We start from the raw sequence: 17,339 nt of genomic DNA, 5'->3' as shown, positions 1-17,339 counted from the left end.
TCAGGCATGATATTTGCCGACCGGCTCGTTCAGCACCCATTCCAGCATGAGGATCATATCGTCCAGCCGGGTCAGCTGCGCGGCAAGAGCCTGGCGTCCCGGGTCGTCTTGGGCTAAAGGGGCAAGGCGCGATTCCAGAGACCTGCGCTGGAGGGTCATCTCATTGATTTTGGATTTGATCTGATTTTCGGTTCTCATGCATAAGATCCTCCTGAAAGAAATGAAGTTAGGCAATACTGAATACCAGACTATTATAACGGCAAATAGGGGTGTAACCAAATGAACGCGAAGCAGTTGGCGGCGGAAGCGGCGGTTGAATATGTACAAGAAGGGATGAAGGTTGGTCTCGGGACGGGCTCCACGGCCTATTGGGCGATCCGCAAGCTCGGCGAACGGGTTGCCGAAGGCCTGAACATTACAGCGGTCGCAACCTCAAGAGCTTCAGAGCAGCAGGCGAAGGAATTGGGGATTCCGCTCGTATCGTTCGGGGAGATTGACCGTTTGGACGTGACGATCGACGGAGCGGACGAGCTGGACGGCGATCTTCAGCTTATCAAAGGCGGCGGCGGAGCCCTGCTCCGTGAGAAGATTGTCGCCAAAGGCAGCGACCGGATGATCGTAATCGCCGATGAGACCAAAGTAGTCAATACGCTGGGCAAGTTCCCGCTGCCGGTGGAAATCGTACCGTTTGCCTGGGAATGGACAGTCGCCGATTTGGCCAAGCTCGGCTGCGTTCCCGAGCTGCGCCGGGACGGGGCAAACTTATATAAGAGCGACAACGGAAATTACATAGCGGATTGCCGGTTTGAAATCATCACATCAGCTCCCGAACTTGCGCTGGCGCTTCATTCCATTCCGGGCGTTGTAGAGCACGGCCTGTTCCTCGGGATAGCGGATATGGCGATCGTGGGGAAAAACGACGGAAGCCTTGAAGTGATCAGCGGCAAAACCAAACCTTGAAACGGCACAATACGCGAATACGCCAGATAAGGAGATGGGCCATTCTATGTCTGCTGATCTACTCGGCCTGTCTGCTCTACTGGATGTTCTTCGGGTTCGGTCGGACCGTAAGGCATGATCTTCCGATGAGAGCCAATCTTGTCCCGCTTTATACGGTATGGTATTATCTTTCGGCGGGAAGCGGGCTGACAATCACCGCTAGACTGGTGAATTTGCTCGGTAATGTGGCCGTTTTTATTCCCGTCGGCCTGCTGATTCCTTTGGCGGCCGGACGATTGCTGACGGCAGGCCGCCATATTGAGAAGAAGGAGACTATGAATACAATGTTTACCGATCTTAAAACCAGAATCGATTCTCCCGATGTTGAGGAACTGCTGTCTTATGCGGTAATTTCCGATCCCGGCGAGCTTGAGCGCGTCCACGCGGAATACAAGGAGGAAGCGGCCCTTCAGCTTTACGGATGGGAGGATGAAGGGCTGCTGGTCGGCCTGATCGGCTTTGAAATGACCGAGGACGGCTCGATCGATATCCGGCACATTGCCGTGCTTCCTGAGAACCGCGGAAAAGGCTATGCCCGCGGGATGATACTGGAGCTGCTGGCCGAACGCCAGCCCCGTTATGTCGTTGCGGAGACCGAGGACGAGTCGGCAGCGAATTTTTACCGGAGTCTGGGCTTTATGGTCTACTCGCTGGGAGAGAATCCTTCCGGCATCGAACAGCTTCGCTGCGTATACGAAGTGGAAGAATCAGAGGACTAATTCAAGTTTCAGGGGACTTCCCGCATGTCATCAAGGATGGCTTGCCGGGGGTCCCTTTTTTCATGCGCACCAGGGCTTAAACTTGACTTTTCAAACAGATCGAAATATAGTTTTACAATAAAACAGTTCTACTAGTGAACTATTTACGGGAGGAGGCGATTATTTTGAATGATGAGATCAAACAGTGGATCTACCGCTACATTGACGCCTATCATACGGTAACCCGGCGGGTCAACGCCCGGATCAGGGAAAGCATTGAAGAGGGCCTAACAAGTGAGCAGTTCCAGATTCTAAGGCTGATCGACGGGCAGCCTTGCTGCACCTCGACTTATCTGTCGGAAGCTTTATGCGTGGGCAAAAGTTCCATAACCGCAATGATCAACCGACTCGTTGAGGCGGGCATTATCGAGCGAACCCGGGACGAGAACGACCGGCGGCTCGTTTATCTGACGATTACCGAGGACGGACACGGCATATACAAAACAGCGGAAGAAAAAGTGCTGGAGGTCATCTCGCCCTATTTGACTAACTTCGATAAGGACAAGGTTGAGCAGTTTATCACCATGTTCGAGAGCTTGGCGGAATTAATGCAGGAACCGGGAGGAAGAAACGAATGAGAGGCATTTTGAAAGCAAGATGGGCAATAATCGCGGTTTGGCTGGCTGCGGCGGTGGTTCTGGTCATGACCGCTCCGTCATTCTCCGATCTGGTCCGGGAGAAGGGTCAAATCTCCGTTCCGGAGGGCTATACTTCTTCCAGAGCATCGGAGATTTTGAGAGAAGCGTCCGACGCCAAGGGCAGAGAAACACTTCATCAGGTCGCACTGGTGTTCAACAGGCCGGAAGGTCTTGGCGAGAAAGAGACGGAGAGCATCCGTCAAGGAGTGGAAAAGCTCGCAAGCAATAAGGAGCAGCTAGGGCTGAGCGGCATTACGGACCCTTTTTCGCAGGAGGCGTTAAAGGATACCCTGATTGCCAAGGACGGCAAGACCATCCTGGTCGCTTTGTCGGTCAAAGGCGGGGATGAAGAAGTCAAAGCGCTGCCGGATAAGGTGGCACCCCTGCTGAAGGATGTGGACGCCGATCATTATCTGACGAGTGAAGGGCTGATTAACGAGGATACGATCCTAAGCTCAGAAGCGGGTCTGAAAAAATCGGAATACATCACGGTCGTGTTTATTCTGGTGATTCTGCTCGTAGTGTTCCGTTCGGTTGTGGCTCCGTTCGTGCCGCTGCTGACCGTGGGGCTCAGCTATATTGTGTCGCAGTCGATTGTGGCGTTTCTTGTAGACCGGTTCGATTTTCCGCTCTCCACCTTCACGCAGATCTTCATGGTGGCCGTCATGTTCGGGATCGGGACGGATTATTGCATTCTGCTGATCAGCCGGTTTAAAGAAGAGCTGGGCGCTACGGAAGATACCCGCACGGCCATTATCGAGACGTACCGCAAGGCGGGCGGAACAGTGTTCTTCTCCGGACTGGCCGTATTTGTCGGCTTCGTCGTCATCGGGCTGTCCAAGTTCATTCTGTACCGTTCGGCCGTGGCGGTCGCCGTAGGAATTGCGGTGATGCTGCTTGCGCTGGTTACTGTCGTCCCTTTCTTTATGGCGGTGCTGGGCAAAAAGCTGTTCTGGCCGTCGCGGGGCAGTCTGGAGCACAGCGAGAGCCGGATTTGGGGAGCGGCGGGCTCCTTTTCTTTAAAAAGACCTTGGGCGGCGATGCTGATTGTAGCAGCCGTCGTGCTCCCGTTCCTCCTTACTTACAGCGGCAAGCTTTCGTTTAACAGCCTGGAAGAGATCGGCGGCCGCTATCCATCGGTAAAAGGCTTCAACATTATCGCAGACAGCTTCGGTCCGGGAGAATCGATGCCAGGCAAGCTGGTGATCAAGAACGATGACCGGATGGACAACGCGGAGTATATGGGACTTGCTGAAAAAATCAGCCGCGAGGTTGAACAGGTCGACGGCGTGAAGACGGTTCGCAGCATGACCCGTCCGGCCGGCGAGCAGATTGACGACTTTCTGATTCCGACGCAGGTTGCGTCGCTGTCGGAAGGCCTGGACAAGAGCAATGAGGGCCTGGAGCAAATCCGGAGCGGCTTGTCGGATGCAAGCAACCGGCTCAAGCAGAATGAGCCGAAGCTGACAGAAGCCGCTTCCGGAGCGGAACAGCTCGTCGATGGCACGGCTGCCTTGAAATCGGGTGTCGCCGCACTCGGCGACGGTCTGACCCGCATCCAGAAAGGCATCGAGAGCGGTTCTGTCGGAGCTGGCGAGTTAAAGAGCGGTCTCCAGCAGGCTGCGGCGAGCGCGCAGCAACTGGCCGATGCTCATCGGAAGCTGCTGGCCGGGTATCAGCAGCTGGGTGGCGGGCTGACGGCGCTGGATGGCGGAATCAGCCAAATTCAGCAGCAGCTGTCCGGCGCGGCGGCGGCGCTCACCGGTCTGGGACCGAGCTTTACCGGTCTGGAGGGGAGCCATCCCGAGCTTCTGCAGGATGCGAATTACCAGACCATCAAGGGAACGGTCACCCAGACCGGGGAAGGAACCGCCAAGCTTGCCGCCGGACTCGGTCAAGTCTCCGGGCAGCTTAAAGGTGCTGCCGCGGGACTGGACGAAGCCAACGCAGGCTATGCCAAGGCGGCTGCCGGACAGGATGCGCTGGCGCAGGGGCTGCAAAAGCTGGCAGCCGGGATTGCTCAGCTCCAGTCCGGACTCAATCAGGCTGCCGGCGGACAAGGGCAAATCGTCGGCAAGATTCCATCCATTACGGACGGACTGGACCGGCTGCAGGGCGGACAGCAGCAGCTTGCTGACGGCTTCAGTGAACTGAACGGGCAAATCGGCCAGCTGACGAAGGGTCTCAGCGACAGCGCGGAAGGGCTGAAGCAGATTACCGGCGGTCTCGGCTCGGCGCAGGATTATCTGAGCCAGATTCAGGCCGCCGGAGACAGCGAGCTGAGCGGTTTCTTCATTCCAGCGGAAGCGCTGGAATCGGACGACATCCAGACCGTCTTCGACAATTACTTGTCGGATGACCGCAAGGTGATGACGATTGATGTCGTCTTTGCCGATAACCCGTACAGCACCGGGGCGATCGATAAGGCGGGCGATATTCAGGCGGCGGTAGAACGGGCGGTTAAGGGCACGAAGCTGGAAAATGCGGAAGTGGCAATGAGCGGGGTAACAAGCACCTACAGCGACCTGCAGTCCATTTCAAATGCGGATTACTCGCGGACGGTTATGCTGATGCTGGGCGGAATTTTCGTCATCCTGGTCTTTTTGCTCCGGTCGGTCATTATGCCAGTTTACCTTATTCTGTCGCTTGTCCTGACCTATTTCACGGCGATGGGCATAACGGAAGCGGTCTTTGTTAACCTGCTGGGCTATTCCGGCATCACCTGGACGACTCCGTTCTTCAGCTTCGTCATGCTGATTGCGCTGGGCGTTGATTACAGTATCTTCCTGATGGCCCGCTTCAACGAGAATTCAGGCTGGGATGTCAAAGAAGCCATCCTGCACGCGATGCGCAATATGGGCACCGTCATTTTATCGGCGGTCATTATCCTTGGAGGCACGTTTGCGGCAATGTATCCGTCGGGCGTACTGTCCATGATGCAGATTGCGACCGTGGTGCTCTCGGGACTTGTTCTGTACGCCTTGCTGTTTCTGCCTTTCTTCATTCCAGTTATGGTAAAAACATTCGGCAGAGCGAACTGGTGGCCGTTCAAAATGAAAGAGCCGGAGGAAGCAGCGGACCGCAATATCCAGATGTAAACTGGGATTGGCGCAAGTTTAAATAATCTTAATGGCATTATTTTGCGCCACGCAAAGCGGCGGAAATCGGCCAGCCTTCGGGCTGGCTTTTTCATTGCGGGAGTGTGCTCATATTAAGGAAAATAAAGTATTTGACTGCCCCCCCAACAAATGAAACAGCAGCAGTCATGGACGAGAAAAAAGTCTTGGACTACCGCTGCTTAAATTCAACTATCGTTCTCCGTTAGCTCAATTTCAAACAGTATATGGGTTCATCATGGAAACCTTTTTCAATTTCACCTGCTCATTTTGTTCGCTCTACAGAATACAGAAAAAATTCCATATCTATATTCCTAAAATTCTTAGTATCTTTATCAATAATATTCATACCGTTTCGAACAGCAACTTTTTGAGAGGCTATATTTGTGTCCCTAATAATAGAATAAACCCTATTTGCATTAAGAACTGAGAAAGCGTATTCCTTGCAAGCAATTGCCGCTTCTGTTGCGTAACCTTTGTGCCAATACGCTTTTTGAAACAAAAATCCTATTTCCAAAATTTCTTTTTCTCTCCAGCCTTGCATTGTCAAGCCACATTGACCAATCATTTCGTTTGTTTCTTTTAATACAACAGCCCAAAGTCCAAAACCATATTCTTCATATCTTTTAAGATGTCTGTTAAGCCAATTTTGTGCTTCTTCTAAGTTGAATGCACTTTCATAAGCAGCACGCATTACTTCCTCATCACACAATATTCCGCACAATGCATCATAATCGGACTGCACCATTTCTCTAATTATAAGACGTTTTGTTTCTATCAAAAATCTCCCACCTTTCTATTATATCAATAACCTTTCAAAAATTCCTTATCCTGCCCGTTAGCTTAACCAACGGGCACCAGTTGCCAGTCTAATACTTTATTTTCTAAGTCTACAACTTTATTTTCCTAGTCTAATACTTTATTTTTCAGTCTAACACTTTATTTTCTTCTGACACCGTAACAGCCTTCGAGAAGACAGCAATGGCTTTAATGCCCTTTTCGAATACCGGTGGAGTAGTCATTAACGACCTGGATTTGTATTCGGAGAAAGAGGAAGATGCCTCAGCTGCTGAAGTTTCTAGTAAAAAATATGAAGAGTATGATTGGAACTGGTCTGAACATCTCGATGAGAAGAACATGACTGAACAGGCCGATACAGCAGCTATGAAAGAACATAACGACAATGTCTCCGAAGACGAAAATTTGCCTATCGCGGAAGCTAAAAAGGCTCTTCCCGTGGTTAAAGAGTCTCTCATCTTCAAAAGAATCAAACTCTCAGGGGGCATTGTGGTAGATCAAAACGGTAATCAAGTCGATTATCTGAACGAATCCATTATCCGGCATATGAATCTTGACCACAATGATAAATTAAGAGTTCGTCGTATCAAGGAAGATGGGCGCAAGGAATACGACATAATTGGTAAAGTGGGGGAAATTAACCCTGAGCGGATTGTCGCTCAGTATTGTATTGCGAATTTGGATCCGGAAGGGAACAGGTATCTGATCAATACGCAGATTGTTGGAGGCGAAAAACAGCTTTTCTCTCTGCCCGAGGGGGAAATGTATCAATTTCAATTTAAGATGGAAGATGTTAAACATTTGAACCTAGAGGATGGCAGTATAGTCGATCTGGCTTTTTGGAAGGGCCGGCCAGACACGGCGCGTATTATATGGAAACATAGCTACGGTCAAAAAGTTTAATAGAAAACAACAGCTTAAAGTAAACCATTATTACGAATGTTCACATCAGTTTATCAACAAGGTAGGAAAGCTATTGATATTGAATTAAAGAGGTCATTTAATGAAGCTACCAAAGAGATCAGCTATTGATCAGCTGAATGATAAATGGGAGAAAAACAAGGATATTATTACTAGATTACATTATAATTATGCCTCTGGGTTAGTATTTCAATTTGGCCATATGTCAGACTTTAATAATCAACTTAACCAAAGTTTTGTACTAGAAGTACAGCACTTTAAAGAAAACTTCAAAAAGAATTCTGATAACGATGCTTTATTATGTAGAATGAAAAGCTTTATGGAAAAAAGCATAAGAGGAACTGGAGTTTGCCATTGAGACATGGGGACTTGGTGACAGATGTAAGACTCATCTTGATGTCGCTGCCAAATTAGTACATTTAGAATGTGGCTCCTTCCTGTCCGCCCGTGTCAGTCATCTTCCATTTGGCAAGCTGACCATCGTTGTGCATGCTGGTCATGGCCTGATGGATCGCGGCTGTTTGCATCCTGTCCGGCCCTCTATATTGTTTATGGCTGCGGCTTTGTTTCGCACGGTTTTTTTGAATTTACAGCATACTGGATGGGGATAACGCTAAGGCGGATGCCGCCTGTTAAGGAGCTGGTACTGTTTATGAAAGACGAATCACCAATGGATATAAGTGAAAGCAAAACAAAAAAACATTGTGAATTGTCTGGGTCTTAATTACCATGTCATTTTTGGAATAAAATGTTAGTCTAGATTTGTTCTATTATTTAAAATTTAGGAGGTTTTGTGATTGAGTACTACGACTGCAAAAGCTTCGGCGTATTCCCCGCCAACACCGTATCAAGCTACCTGGTTAAGCGTGCTCAGTCAGGATCTGGTCATGACGGACAAAATTCCGGTGGACAGTACGACCAGCGGCAGTGCGGTGGCCGTATTCCGGAATAAAACAAGCGGAGGAAGAGCAGGGAATGAACAGACGGAGGCCCTTGTAATCGCCAACCTGGAGGGAGCAGGGGGGGCAGCAGCCAGACTGTGCCATGTGAAGCGTGATTACTCGACAGATGCCGGATGGAGGCTCGAAACGCTATTTAAGGACAGAATTGTAAACGCCGTTACAGCAGGCACAGCTTATGCGGGAACAACCGCTTCGGAGGTACATGGTATTTTTCAGGACGAAACGGGGCTGCATGCCATCGGATTAAGCGCCGCTGACGGAGCCGCATGGTCGCAGCCGCAGCAGATTACTACGCTTAAGCTGCACGGGTTAAAATCCTGCTACACTCCTTCAGGCGCACTTGTTGTCTACGGCAGTACGGATCAAGGAGATCTCTTTACGGCTGTACAGCAAGTTTTAGGGGGGCCTTTCACCGGCAACGTTTGTGTCTTGGACGGCGCCCTATTGTCAGGAAAGTATTGCCTCACCTTCACGGATACCGCAACCTGGACTCTGGCTGTAAACGAGAACGGAAAGCCCGCTCTCTATATCGGAGAGCTCGGCGAGAAGGAATACAGCTCCAAGGGGCTTGCGGACGGCTTTCAAGGGACACTGTCCGATATCTGCTTAGGTTTCTGGAACGGAGCACAGAATACCCTCTCTTATCTCTTCATTGATACCTCAAACAAACTTCACATCTGGTCTACCAACTCAGCGGCCTCTGGTCCGATCTCACAACAAATTGAAGGAAGTACCATCACGGTGGCCGCAGGCCATATCAGCAGTACCGACGGAACGGTTCACCTCTATGGCGTGGACGATAAGCAGACGCTGTGGGCGGTTCATCAGGATATCGACAATCCATGGGATGATAATGGTTACCCCAACTGGTCTCCCTGCCTACCGCTCGATACAGGAGTTGCCGCGCTGGCTTCAGACTTTACACCAGCGGATGCTCCGGCGCTGTTTGCGCTGGATGCCGCGGACTATTCGCTGCGCCTGCATAGCCAGGATGCGGTCACCGGCATGTGGAATTCCGGCACCGTCCATCAGGCGGGTGAGAAGTCCTATGAAGTTGTCCGTTTCCGCACAGAGCTGACGCTAAGAGACGCAAACGGTGTGGGTGTATCCAACCATCCAGTCTCGCTGCAGCCTGCGGAAGGAAGTTCCTCTGCCGAGCTTTGGTGTGGGGGCGCCGTTCATCAGGTAACCAGCACCAAGGCAGCTGCGCTGAGTACAGATGCCGCAGGCAAGCTGACCATTGCCACATTGGCCACTTCTGGCCTGGCGGCTCCCGAACTGCACCTTACAGCAGATGGGCTTACAGCACCTCTGCGGTTGCAGCCGGCCGCCCATCTGCATGACTATTTCGCGGGTAAGGGCACGCTTCATCCGACCAACCCGCATGGTGAGCTGCCTGTCTTTGACGCCGACGGCACTGCACTCGCGCAGGCGAGTATTGGCGGTCAGCCGCTCGCTCCGGGGGTGCAGGGGAATGGAAACCTGGCGAAAACTGCTGCGGGTGCAATTAGGCAGACTGCGCTCTCGGCCGGACAGACCGGATCGGTTGTACAGGGCGTCTCGCAAGCTTCGCAGGAGCAGCAGCCGATTGCCGGCTACGCGGCAGACTTCTCTAATCCTGAGGAGCCAAGCTTCATTCTGTTCCACTCGGCGGAAGAGCTTGAAGCCCATCAGCAGCAGCGTAAGGCTGCCCTGCAAGCGGAAGGGCTTGGCAGCATTTGGGGAGACATCGGCAAGTGGGCCGGCGATGTATGGGAAGCCGTCAAGAACGGCGTCGCCAAGCTGTCCAACTTTGTCGTTGACGCAGCGAAGAAGATCGCCTCGGTGACGCTGAAGATCGGCGATGTAATTGCACATGATGTACAGCTCGCGATTCATGGTCTGGAGCAGGCCGGTCACTTCATTGCGGGGGTGTTCCAGGCCATTGCCGCTGACATCGGCAAGCTGATTGACTGGTTGAAGGCATTGTTCGATTTCGGTGCAATCTGGCGGACGAAGAAGGCCTTCGAGGAAGGAATATTAAGCATTCCTCCTTATGTGAAGCAAGTGCTGAAGCTGGGGCAAAAGGCGGCGGACGGATTTTTTGCGAAGCAGATCAGCCGGGTGGACAGCTCCTTCGAGCAAATGAAGGCAAAATATGCCGGAGTAAGCTTCAGCGGATTAGCCGGCTGGCAGCCTGTGGGACAACCGCCCGATAGCAAGCACAGGCTCGTGGGGAAGGCAACCGCCGCGGATTTCACGGATAATACGCACCACAACTGGCTGCATGATAAGGTGAGCTCGTATACTCCTTCAAGCTCAGGCATAGCGCCGTCGCAGGAGGTTCAGTCGCCTTGGGAAGCTTTTGTCAGCAATATGGAGGCCTCAGGCAAAGACTTCCTCGGGGCTCTGGAGATTTTGAAGGATTCCCTGGGCGATGTGATCAAGAACCCTGCCAGTATTGGAGAGATGGCGCTACCTGCCTTCCTCGGTTTTGTGCAGAAGATGGTCGACGCTGTTCTTCACCTGACTGACGCAATCATCGACGGATTGATTGAACTTGGAGATATCGTCATGGACGCGATGACCGCCTTCCTATCGCACGAGCTGCATCTTGGGCCGATCAATACGCTGTGGAGCTGGATTGCCGATGCTGCGGGCTATCCGGATGATGACAAGCTGACGGTAGCCGCGATGATGTCTCTGCTCGTGGCTTTTCCAACGACAGTGATCTACAAGCTCATTGAGGGCACATCCGCCGAGCCTTTCCCGGATGGGCGTTTCCCTAAGGCAGGCAGCAGCGCCAAATGGATGGCCGAAGCAGGACACCCGCTGCTAAGTGATATGCCGAGAGGGGCCAAAATCGCTTCGGCGGTGGTGCAGATTCTGGTGGTTATTCCCGTCATGTACGGGGACGCCAAGGGACCTGACTGCCCTTGGTGGGTCAGCTCGTTGTCGATCGTCATGTCCGGGATCAGCTGGGGGCTCAGCAACGGTTTGCCGGACCTGGACGCTATGGACTGGACGATTGCAGCTGTCGTAGGTGTAAAGCTAGCTTCCCTAGCCTATGTGTTCTATTTTGTTATCCAATCGTCCACAAGCGTCGTCGCCACCTTCCTGAAAAATAATACGTATGATATTGGCCAGATAGGGCTTTCGCTCTATGGGTTAGGCAGGTTAATCTTAAACGTTTATAACAGTATTGCGTATCCTACCAGCGGGTACCGCATATTGGCGAATATCTTGCTTCCACTTCCGTGTCTCTTTGCCGTATACAATATGAACACCATCCGGAAGGAACCCCTTGCGCCGGTGTTTATTGGAGCCGTGGAGGCTATTGATTTTGTCGGGTATGTTGCAGGCGGGGCTTGCCTGCTGGTTGATGCGATTGAGGCGCCGCGTGCGCTGACGACTTAAGGAGGGATGCCGTATGAATGCAGGACAAGTGAAGATGGAAAGTGCCGAGCCGCAGACAGCCCTCAAGGGCTGGGATGCGGTGCTTGCCATAGATGCAGCCAATCTGAATGAGCTGCTGTTCCACCAATATCTCGAGAAAGGGCCCGACAGCGCGGATATTCACTTTAGCCTGGCTGCGCAGGACGATCAGGATATCTGGCTGGTGAACGTGGTGCTCGGACCACCCCAAATCTCTTTCTCAGCCGGAAATACTGATAATCAGCAGTGCACTGTTTCCATGGAAATGATACGCGGCGTCGTGGTGAAAATGGATCCCAACAGCTCCGTGGTAAAAGCTGTACTTCATGTAACAAGGAATCAGGCAGAGGTTACGGGAGAGATTAATCTGCGCAAAATCAGAGGTACGGTAACGAATCCCAACTCCCAGTTGGGCTCGGTCGTCATCGATCTGGCAGGCGGAGCCTTCACGCCAAGGATTGCGGGCATTGATCCGAAATCGGAACTTGCGATGGAGCTGGGGAAAGCATTCGGGTTTTATTTTGCTGCCAATGATACGACTTATGCTCTGGGAGGATTAACGGAATCCAATGTGCCGGATTGCCTGCAGCCCACGGACTTCGTATTCTATTGTCAAAAGGCAGGAGAGAATGACGGCTGTGTCGTCCTTCTCATCCGTACGAACGGGAGTACAGGGGATCTCGGCGATTTGAAGCCTTATCCGATTGAAGAGGGTTACACGACGGGATTGTATGTATCGAGCGAGGTTCTGTTCGGCAAGTTGTTCCCGCCGTTTCTCTCTAAGAACAACAACTCGGGGATTTCGTTCTCAGGTAAGCAGATTAGTGCAGGAAACTGGGTTACGGTCGCTCACAGCGGAACGTTATCCGTTATGGTGAAAGACGAGGATACGGATTCATGGAGCTCTGACTCTAACGGCTACGAGATGCCCGTGAACATGAACTTGTCCGGGCTTACGGTCAGGGCGGACGGGACCAACCTGTCAGTGTATTGGGAATATAAGTGGAAGCAGTATTGGACGCGGCCTTATCCCGGTCATATTGGGGTTGATAACACTCAGAGTAACGAGGGCACCGCATCGTACTCCCTGACTGCCACGCCGAGTGTGGACACGGTTACGGATATCATCACATTTAGCGGCAAAGGCGCAGCTTCTTACAAACCGTATAAAGCCGATTTTTGGGAGAAGTTCTTCGGTAAGATGAATGTGTCGGACATCCTTAAAAATACGGTGGAGAATTCACTGCAAAACGCTCTGGAGGACATCCAGCTGCCCAGTGTGAACGTGTTCGCGCTTGAGAACCTGTTGTTTCCGGCTAGCCATACACTGCATGTTGAAAAGGCGGCTTTGCCAGGCCATCTGTATGCCGCCGGCCGGACGAAGCGACCGGTTGCCGTGGAGCCTGCAGTGACGCCCTCCATTATGCCGGGCACTTCCGTGCAGCTGGGCGCTACGGGACATTCGGCGGGTGACTTCCTCTGGTCCGTCGTTGCCGGTGGTGTCGGTACGATCAGTGATGCCGGTCTCTACACGGCTCCGGCAGTAACCGGGGCTGCTGCGCAGCCTGTGGTAATCAGCGCTGTTCTGCGGTCAGACACGAAGCAGGAGGGACGGGCGCTGATTGTGGTTACTTCGCCGGCTGCAGCGAGCGGGCTGCAGGTCGAGCCGGAGTCGCTGATGGTGACACCCGGCCAGACCTTCATGCTGCGTGTAGCCGATGCCGCGGGGAATCCGGTGAAAGCGGACTGCACGCTCAGCTCCCCAGTGGGCACGCTGCGTCCTGCGCTTCAGCAAGGGGAATGGATTTATACGGCTCCTGCTCTCCTGGAGGATGGCGCGGCGGAGCGGGTAATCTTTAAGGCGGTTAGTTGTGCTGACAAAACGATTACTGGACAGAGCAGCATCACTGTTGTTCCGACTACGGCAGTCAGCGTAACCTCAAGCAGCGCCACCATCTCCAAGGGAGGCCAAGTGAGTGTGACTGCGGACGCCAATGCAGGCACCGACCCGCTGTGGTTTGTGCTGCCGACAGGCCGGGGCACAATTACGGCTAATCCTGAAGACCGGACCAAGGCGGTCTACACTGCCCCTGTGTCGATAACTCCTGCGGACAATCAGGTCATTATCGGCGTATACGCCGGCGGCATGAATTTTTCAAACTCCGGCTTCACTGCGGTGAGCATCGAAGGGTAGATTCAGCTGTTAGAGGAAAGTATTGAAAGACTCCTGTAAGAATGTCGCTCCCGGAGTCAACCACCCCAGAAAACCCCGCCGACTATTGTCAGCGGGGTTTTAAGAAATTAATAGAGAAATGTTTCACTGTGTAATAAATCGAGTCATCTGAATTGTGTCTTAATTATTTCTATCAATGGCTTGAAATTGCAGTGAAGGGAGCCAATCAAATTCGTGTACCTGATTGGAATCAATTAGAATAATGATAGACAAGAGTCTGCCAAAGATTATTTTAAACACTATGCAGATGTTAGCACAAACAAGCACTTGAAGTAATCTTTCAAAATGAAGCTATTATAATTTCACTAATATATTTCATTGTTCTTCGCATCTGACTTACAAATGAATATTCATTGTCAAATCATGCCGCGACTTTAATTTGGTATTCACCTTCATTGATTGAGCAATATTATAGAAAGAAAGATTCTTAGACGCTCCGCTTGTCTTAAATATAGTTTTTCATTTAGAAAAGGTCCTAAAATTTCGTGTAATATTCTGATTTACACTCTACTCATTATGTAATTGACGAAATTTAGCGAATGTGGTATTTATAAAGTATTACGATTTGTTGCTTTCGTTTTCTTTGTCGTTATTGATCCGACAGAGTTGGAGTTTAACAGGAGCACTTCCTGTTTATATATTTTAGGCTTATTTAGCCATGGAGAGCTAGACACCGACTTACTATTGGTGTCTTTTGTGCTATCCATGGTTTTTATTTTTTTTCTACTATTTTTTATTAAGGAGGAGTCCAGAATGAATGCTTTAATGTTTAAAAAAATCAAGCGGAACAGCAAATTCACCCAAGCTTAATTTATAAGATGGAAAATATTCTAAAAAGAGTGGTTTTGCAATCTAAATTTTATGCAGACTTCTATGTCAATGATATCGAATCCATGAAAACTTCGCCCTATTTCGCTTGGTTTGTTTATGATTGTGGCACTCATTTTATCCCGTTGACAGAAAGGGAGGTCCAAGCGTTCCAAAAAGAATGGCTGGCTGGACTGGATGATCTGAAAACCGAGCGAAAAACTGCTAAATACCGTCTCTATGTCGGCAACGTACGGACTGGATCTATTACCGGGATTTACGGATTCAAAACTGCTACGAATTTGTATCAAAAACTAATAGAAGTTCTTTAACTATTAGTTAGTTATACATACTGAATGTAATCACTTTCTTTACCGAGGAGGAATAATCATGATGAAATATAATTTCACGGTTTTGTATGAAGAAGATAAGGCAGAAGGGAATGTATCCGCGTATATCCCGGCTCTAAAACTCGATGCGATCGGTGACACCTTTGAGGAAGCGCGTGAAAATGCTGCTGACGTTGCAGCTGCAGAGCTTGAACGGATACTCAAAAGTGGATCGACAGTTCCAAACGATGAGGCGGTCATGGACATAGTTCAGGGTTGCCAGGTATTATTTGAGGAGGATATTGAGCTTGGAAACGTGATCGCCTATTTGCCGGCATTACGGCTAGGTGTGGTCGGCAAGAGCTACGAGCAAGCCAGAGAACATGCTGAAACCTTGCTCTTTACCGAGACAGAACACATGCTGAAAAACGGTAACCTGGTCATGCGTAATCGGGCGCTATTTGATACTTTAAGTGTGGAGGTTCAAGAAGGAAGCAATCTATATCTATAGCAATCGAAAGGCTCCTCATGAAGAGGAGCCTATTTTTATATATTATCTCAACAATATTTCCAATGATTCATCAACCATTTTTATTTGTTCCTGAATCTCAAGTTCTCGTTCTCGCCTTGTATTCTGAAATGCAGTTAGGTTGGATTTCGCAATTTTAATCTGTTGTTCCAAGAATACAGTAACGGGGAGAGTTCCGACAGTAGCATTTGTTCCGGATTCAATAGCATTCTGCAGCTGGTTTTGAAGGGATTGAATTCTAGTTTCATGCTCGCTCTCACTTGTAGATAACGTTTTTAAGTCCTCATTTAATCTGTTTTTAAATTCTGTGAGAAATTTCACTTGATCGAAATCCATAAGCATCTTCCCTCCAAGCATACTCCTTAGTTATCATTACATGGTTTAAAACAGCATCAAGGTGATATTAATTTGTATATGATACTAGATTCTAACATATACTATTAATGGGTAAAAGCTGCTTACTTAAAAGAAGGACATCTTTTAAAAAGATGTCCTTCTTTTGTTTATATTTTTTGTATAGAATTATGGATTTACATTAGAGTGAATATTATTAAAAGGCTCTGTTAGACTAAATTGTTGATATGGTAAAAAATAAATGGAAGAGACTTCTCTTCCATTTATTTCATGGGTTATTTTAACATAGTTCGTACAATACTAATATGTCGAACTTCGTATTATGCTCATTAGGCGTGGCTGGTAATCCATTCTAAAATATAGTCAAAGCGTTCTTGTGTCAATTGATGACCACCTTTATATTGTTTTATCTGCAAATTCCTTTCTGCATTTCTTGAGATATAGTGTTTTCTTACAATTTCATAAATTTGCGGTGCATCCTTTGAATACTTATCTTCATCAGAACAAATAATTAAGAAATCTCTCGGTGCTATTTCTTTTATTACATCAACAATTTCAAATTCTTTGAGAAATCCAGGTATAATACTAGACATTTCTATTCCTATTGAGTTATCCATACGATGTTTATAACTGACAACGCTTCCGCTTGACATGGCATAGCTTATTCTTTTGTCAAAAGCAGTTGCGAAATATGTAGTGTTCCCACCATAAGAATGTCCTAAGCAACCAATTTTTGTTTTGTCCACAATATCCAAACCATTAAGAACACTTACTGCACCTATAGCATCTTCTATGGAAATTTTCGCCAATGTTTCTCCTGTCAAAATACCATGACATAGTGCAAGGAAATGATTCCATTCATCTTCTGTGTGGTTTTCTTCAGTGCCTCTCGCATTTACTCTTCGTTCCTCGAAACATATTGCATCTGGCGCAATTACTACAAAACCTGCACAAGCAAGCTTGCTTCCAAAATCTTGTAATGGGTCACCAACCAATCCGCAAACTTCACTTTTGCCCCAATTTCGTTGACTATGGTGTTGATGATTAACCAAAACTGCTGGAAACGGTGCTTCACCTTTTGGAATAAGCAGGAAGGCAGGTATGATACGACCGTTTACTTCATATTCAATTTTATTTCTTATATAAGCATCACAATCAATAACCGAATTGTAAATAAATTCTATTCTATCCGTTATTTGTGCAAGACCGATAATTTCGGATATTCTACCAATTTCACTCATTTTTTCGCCCTTTCTGTTATATAAATAATCTCCACTACAAATTCCTATTTATTGCTGACTATTGAATGCTATAATACCATTGTGATTTACTTGATATATATTATAACTTATTTTCGAATAAATGGAGTATTTTGCATGTTAAATGAAAACAGCCTCTCTCCCATTATAACTACAAATTCGAGTATCAACAAAAGGAACTACACTATGAATTAGCATATTTTTAGTCCTTAATTGGGTGGG

General features: G+C 49.0%; 13 protein-coding genes. 9 read left to right on the top strand and 4 right to left on the bottom strand.

Going from position 1 to position 17,339, the window contains the following annotated elements; genetic code table 11:
* Positions 1–198: a hypothetical protein gene (locus G5B47_RS12725; RefSeq protein WP_165098536.1), complete on the bottom strand. Its 198-nt coding sequence runs from the start codon at positions 196–198 to the stop codon at positions 1–3.
* An 81-nt stretch (positions 199–279) separates the two neighbouring features.
* Between G5B47_RS12725 and rpiA the strand changes: the two genes are divergently transcribed.
* The 4 genes from rpiA to G5B47_RS12705 all read left to right on the top strand — a co-directional run bounded on the left by rpiA (position 280) and on the right by G5B47_RS12705 (position 5,493).
* Positions 280–960: a ribose-5-phosphate isomerase RpiA gene (gene rpiA, locus G5B47_RS12720; RefSeq protein ID WP_165098533.1), complete on the top strand. Its 681-nt coding sequence runs from the start codon at positions 280–282 to the stop codon at positions 958–960.
* Positions 957–1,718, top strand: coding sequence for a GNAT family N-acetyltransferase (locus G5B47_RS25595; RefSeq protein WP_235957159.1), 762 nt, complete (start codon positions 957–959; stop codon positions 1,716–1,718). The genes rpiA and G5B47_RS25595 overlap by 4 nt, the downstream gene beginning before the upstream one ends.
* 164 nt (positions 1,719–1,882) lie before the next feature.
* Positions 1,883–2,335, top strand: coding sequence for a MarR family winged helix-turn-helix transcriptional regulator (locus G5B47_RS12710; protein ID WP_165098530.1), 453 nt, complete (start codon positions 1,883–1,885; stop codon positions 2,333–2,335).
* Positions 2,332–5,493 carry an MMPL family transporter gene (locus G5B47_RS12705; RefSeq protein WP_165098528.1) on the top strand — a complete coding sequence of 1,054 codons (3,162 nt, stop codon included), beginning with the start codon at positions 2,332–2,334 and terminating at the stop codon, positions 5,491–5,493. The genes G5B47_RS12710 and G5B47_RS12705 overlap by 4 nt, the downstream gene beginning before the upstream one ends.
* 283 nt (positions 5,494–5,776) lie before the next feature.
* Here the strand turns inward: G5B47_RS12705 and G5B47_RS12700 are convergent, their stop codons facing one another.
* Positions 5,777–6,292 carry a GNAT family N-acetyltransferase gene (locus G5B47_RS12700; RefSeq protein ID WP_082596080.1) on the bottom strand — a complete coding sequence of 172 codons (516 nt, stop codon included), beginning with the start codon at positions 6,290–6,292 and terminating at the stop codon, positions 5,777–5,779.
* Positions 6,293–6,492: 200 nt separating this feature from the next.
* On the opposite strand from G5B47_RS12700, the gene G5B47_RS12695 reads away from it, so the two are divergent.
* The 5 genes from G5B47_RS12695 (at position 6,493) to G5B47_RS12675 (ending at position 15,486) form a co-directional block, all read left to right on the top strand.
* A complete protein-coding gene (locus G5B47_RS12695) occupies positions 6,493–7,212 on the top strand; it encodes a hypothetical protein (protein WP_165098526.1) in 720 nt (239 codons plus the stop codon).
* 100 nt (positions 7,213–7,312) lie between these two features.
* Positions 7,313–7,588, top strand: a complete 276-nt coding sequence (locus tag G5B47_RS12690; RefSeq protein WP_165098524.1) for a hypothetical protein — start codon at positions 7,313–7,315, stop codon at positions 7,586–7,588.
* A gap of 439 nt (positions 7,589–8,027) precedes the next feature.
* Positions 8,028–11,588, top strand: a complete 3,561-nt coding sequence (locus G5B47_RS12685) for a hypothetical protein (protein WP_165098522.1) — start codon at positions 8,028–8,030, stop codon at positions 11,586–11,588.
* Between the two features lie 13 nt (positions 11,589–11,601).
* Complete coding sequence (locus G5B47_RS12680) at positions 11,602–13,800, top strand: hypothetical protein (protein ID WP_165098520.1); 2,199 nt, start codon at positions 11,602–11,604, stop codon at positions 13,798–13,800.
* A 1,236-nt stretch (positions 13,801–15,036) separates the two neighbouring features.
* Positions 15,037–15,486: a type II toxin-antitoxin system HicB family antitoxin gene (locus G5B47_RS12675; RefSeq protein ID WP_165098518.1), complete on the top strand. Its 450-nt coding sequence runs from the start codon at positions 15,037–15,039 to the stop codon at positions 15,484–15,486.
* Between the two features lie 42 nt (positions 15,487–15,528).
* Here G5B47_RS12675 and G5B47_RS12670 read toward each other — a convergent pair whose 3' ends face one another.
* Both G5B47_RS12670 and G5B47_RS12665 read right to left on the bottom strand, forming a co-directional pair.
* Complete coding sequence (locus G5B47_RS12670) at positions 15,529–15,840, bottom strand: hypothetical protein (protein ID WP_165098516.1); 312 nt, start codon at positions 15,838–15,840, stop codon at positions 15,529–15,531.
* A gap of 347 nt (positions 15,841–16,187) precedes the next feature.
* The gene (locus G5B47_RS12665; protein ID WP_165098514.1) at positions 16,188–17,099 is read right to left on the bottom strand and encodes a prolyl oligopeptidase family serine peptidase; all 912 of its coding nucleotides are present in this window, start codon (positions 17,097–17,099) and stop codon (positions 16,188–16,190) included.
* Positions 17,100–17,339: the final 240 nt, after the last annotated feature.

Source organism: Paenibacillus apii (genome assembly GCF_011043685.1).
Classification (GTDB): Bacteria; Bacillota; Bacilli; order Paenibacillales; family Paenibacillaceae; genus Paenibacillus_AQ; species Paenibacillus_AQ sabinae.
Note: the sequence above shows the minus strand (reverse complement) of the source record. Positions and strands in the feature narration are given on the sequence as shown.

What these genes read in the sequence shown, in the direction of transcription:
- G5B47_RS12670 (WP_165098516.1), bottom strand. Translation starts at nt 15,840, where the DNA reads ATGGATTTCGATCAAGTGAAATTTCTCACAGAATTTAAAAACAGATTA.
- G5B47_RS12705 (WP_165098528.1), top strand. Translation starts at nt 2,332, where the DNA reads ATGAGAGGCATTTTGAAAGCAAGATGGGCAATAATCGCGGTTTGGCTG.
- G5B47_RS12695 (WP_165098526.1), top strand. Translation starts at nt 6,493, where the DNA reads ATGGCTTTAATGCCCTTTTCGAATACCGGTGGAGTAGTCATTAACGAC.
- G5B47_RS12675 (WP_165098518.1), top strand. Translation starts at nt 15,037, where the DNA reads ATGATGAAATATAATTTCACGGTTTTGTATGAAGAAGATAAGGCAGAA.
- G5B47_RS12725 (WP_165098536.1), bottom strand. Translation starts at nt 198, where the DNA reads ATGAGAACCGAAAATCAGATCAAATCCAAAATCAATGAGATGACCCTC.
- G5B47_RS12665 (WP_165098514.1), bottom strand. Translation starts at nt 17,099, where the DNA reads ATGAGTGAAATTGGTAGAATATCCGAAATTATCGGTCTTGCACAAATA.
- G5B47_RS12690 (WP_165098524.1), top strand. Translation starts at nt 7,313, where the DNA reads ATGAAGCTACCAAAGAGATCAGCTATTGATCAGCTGAATGATAAATGG.
- G5B47_RS12680 (WP_165098520.1), top strand. Translation starts at nt 11,602, where the DNA reads ATGAATGCAGGACAAGTGAAGATGGAAAGTGCCGAGCCGCAGACAGCC.
- rpiA (WP_165098533.1), top strand. Translation starts at nt 280, where the DNA reads ATGAACGCGAAGCAGTTGGCGGCGGAAGCGGCGGTTGAATATGTACAA.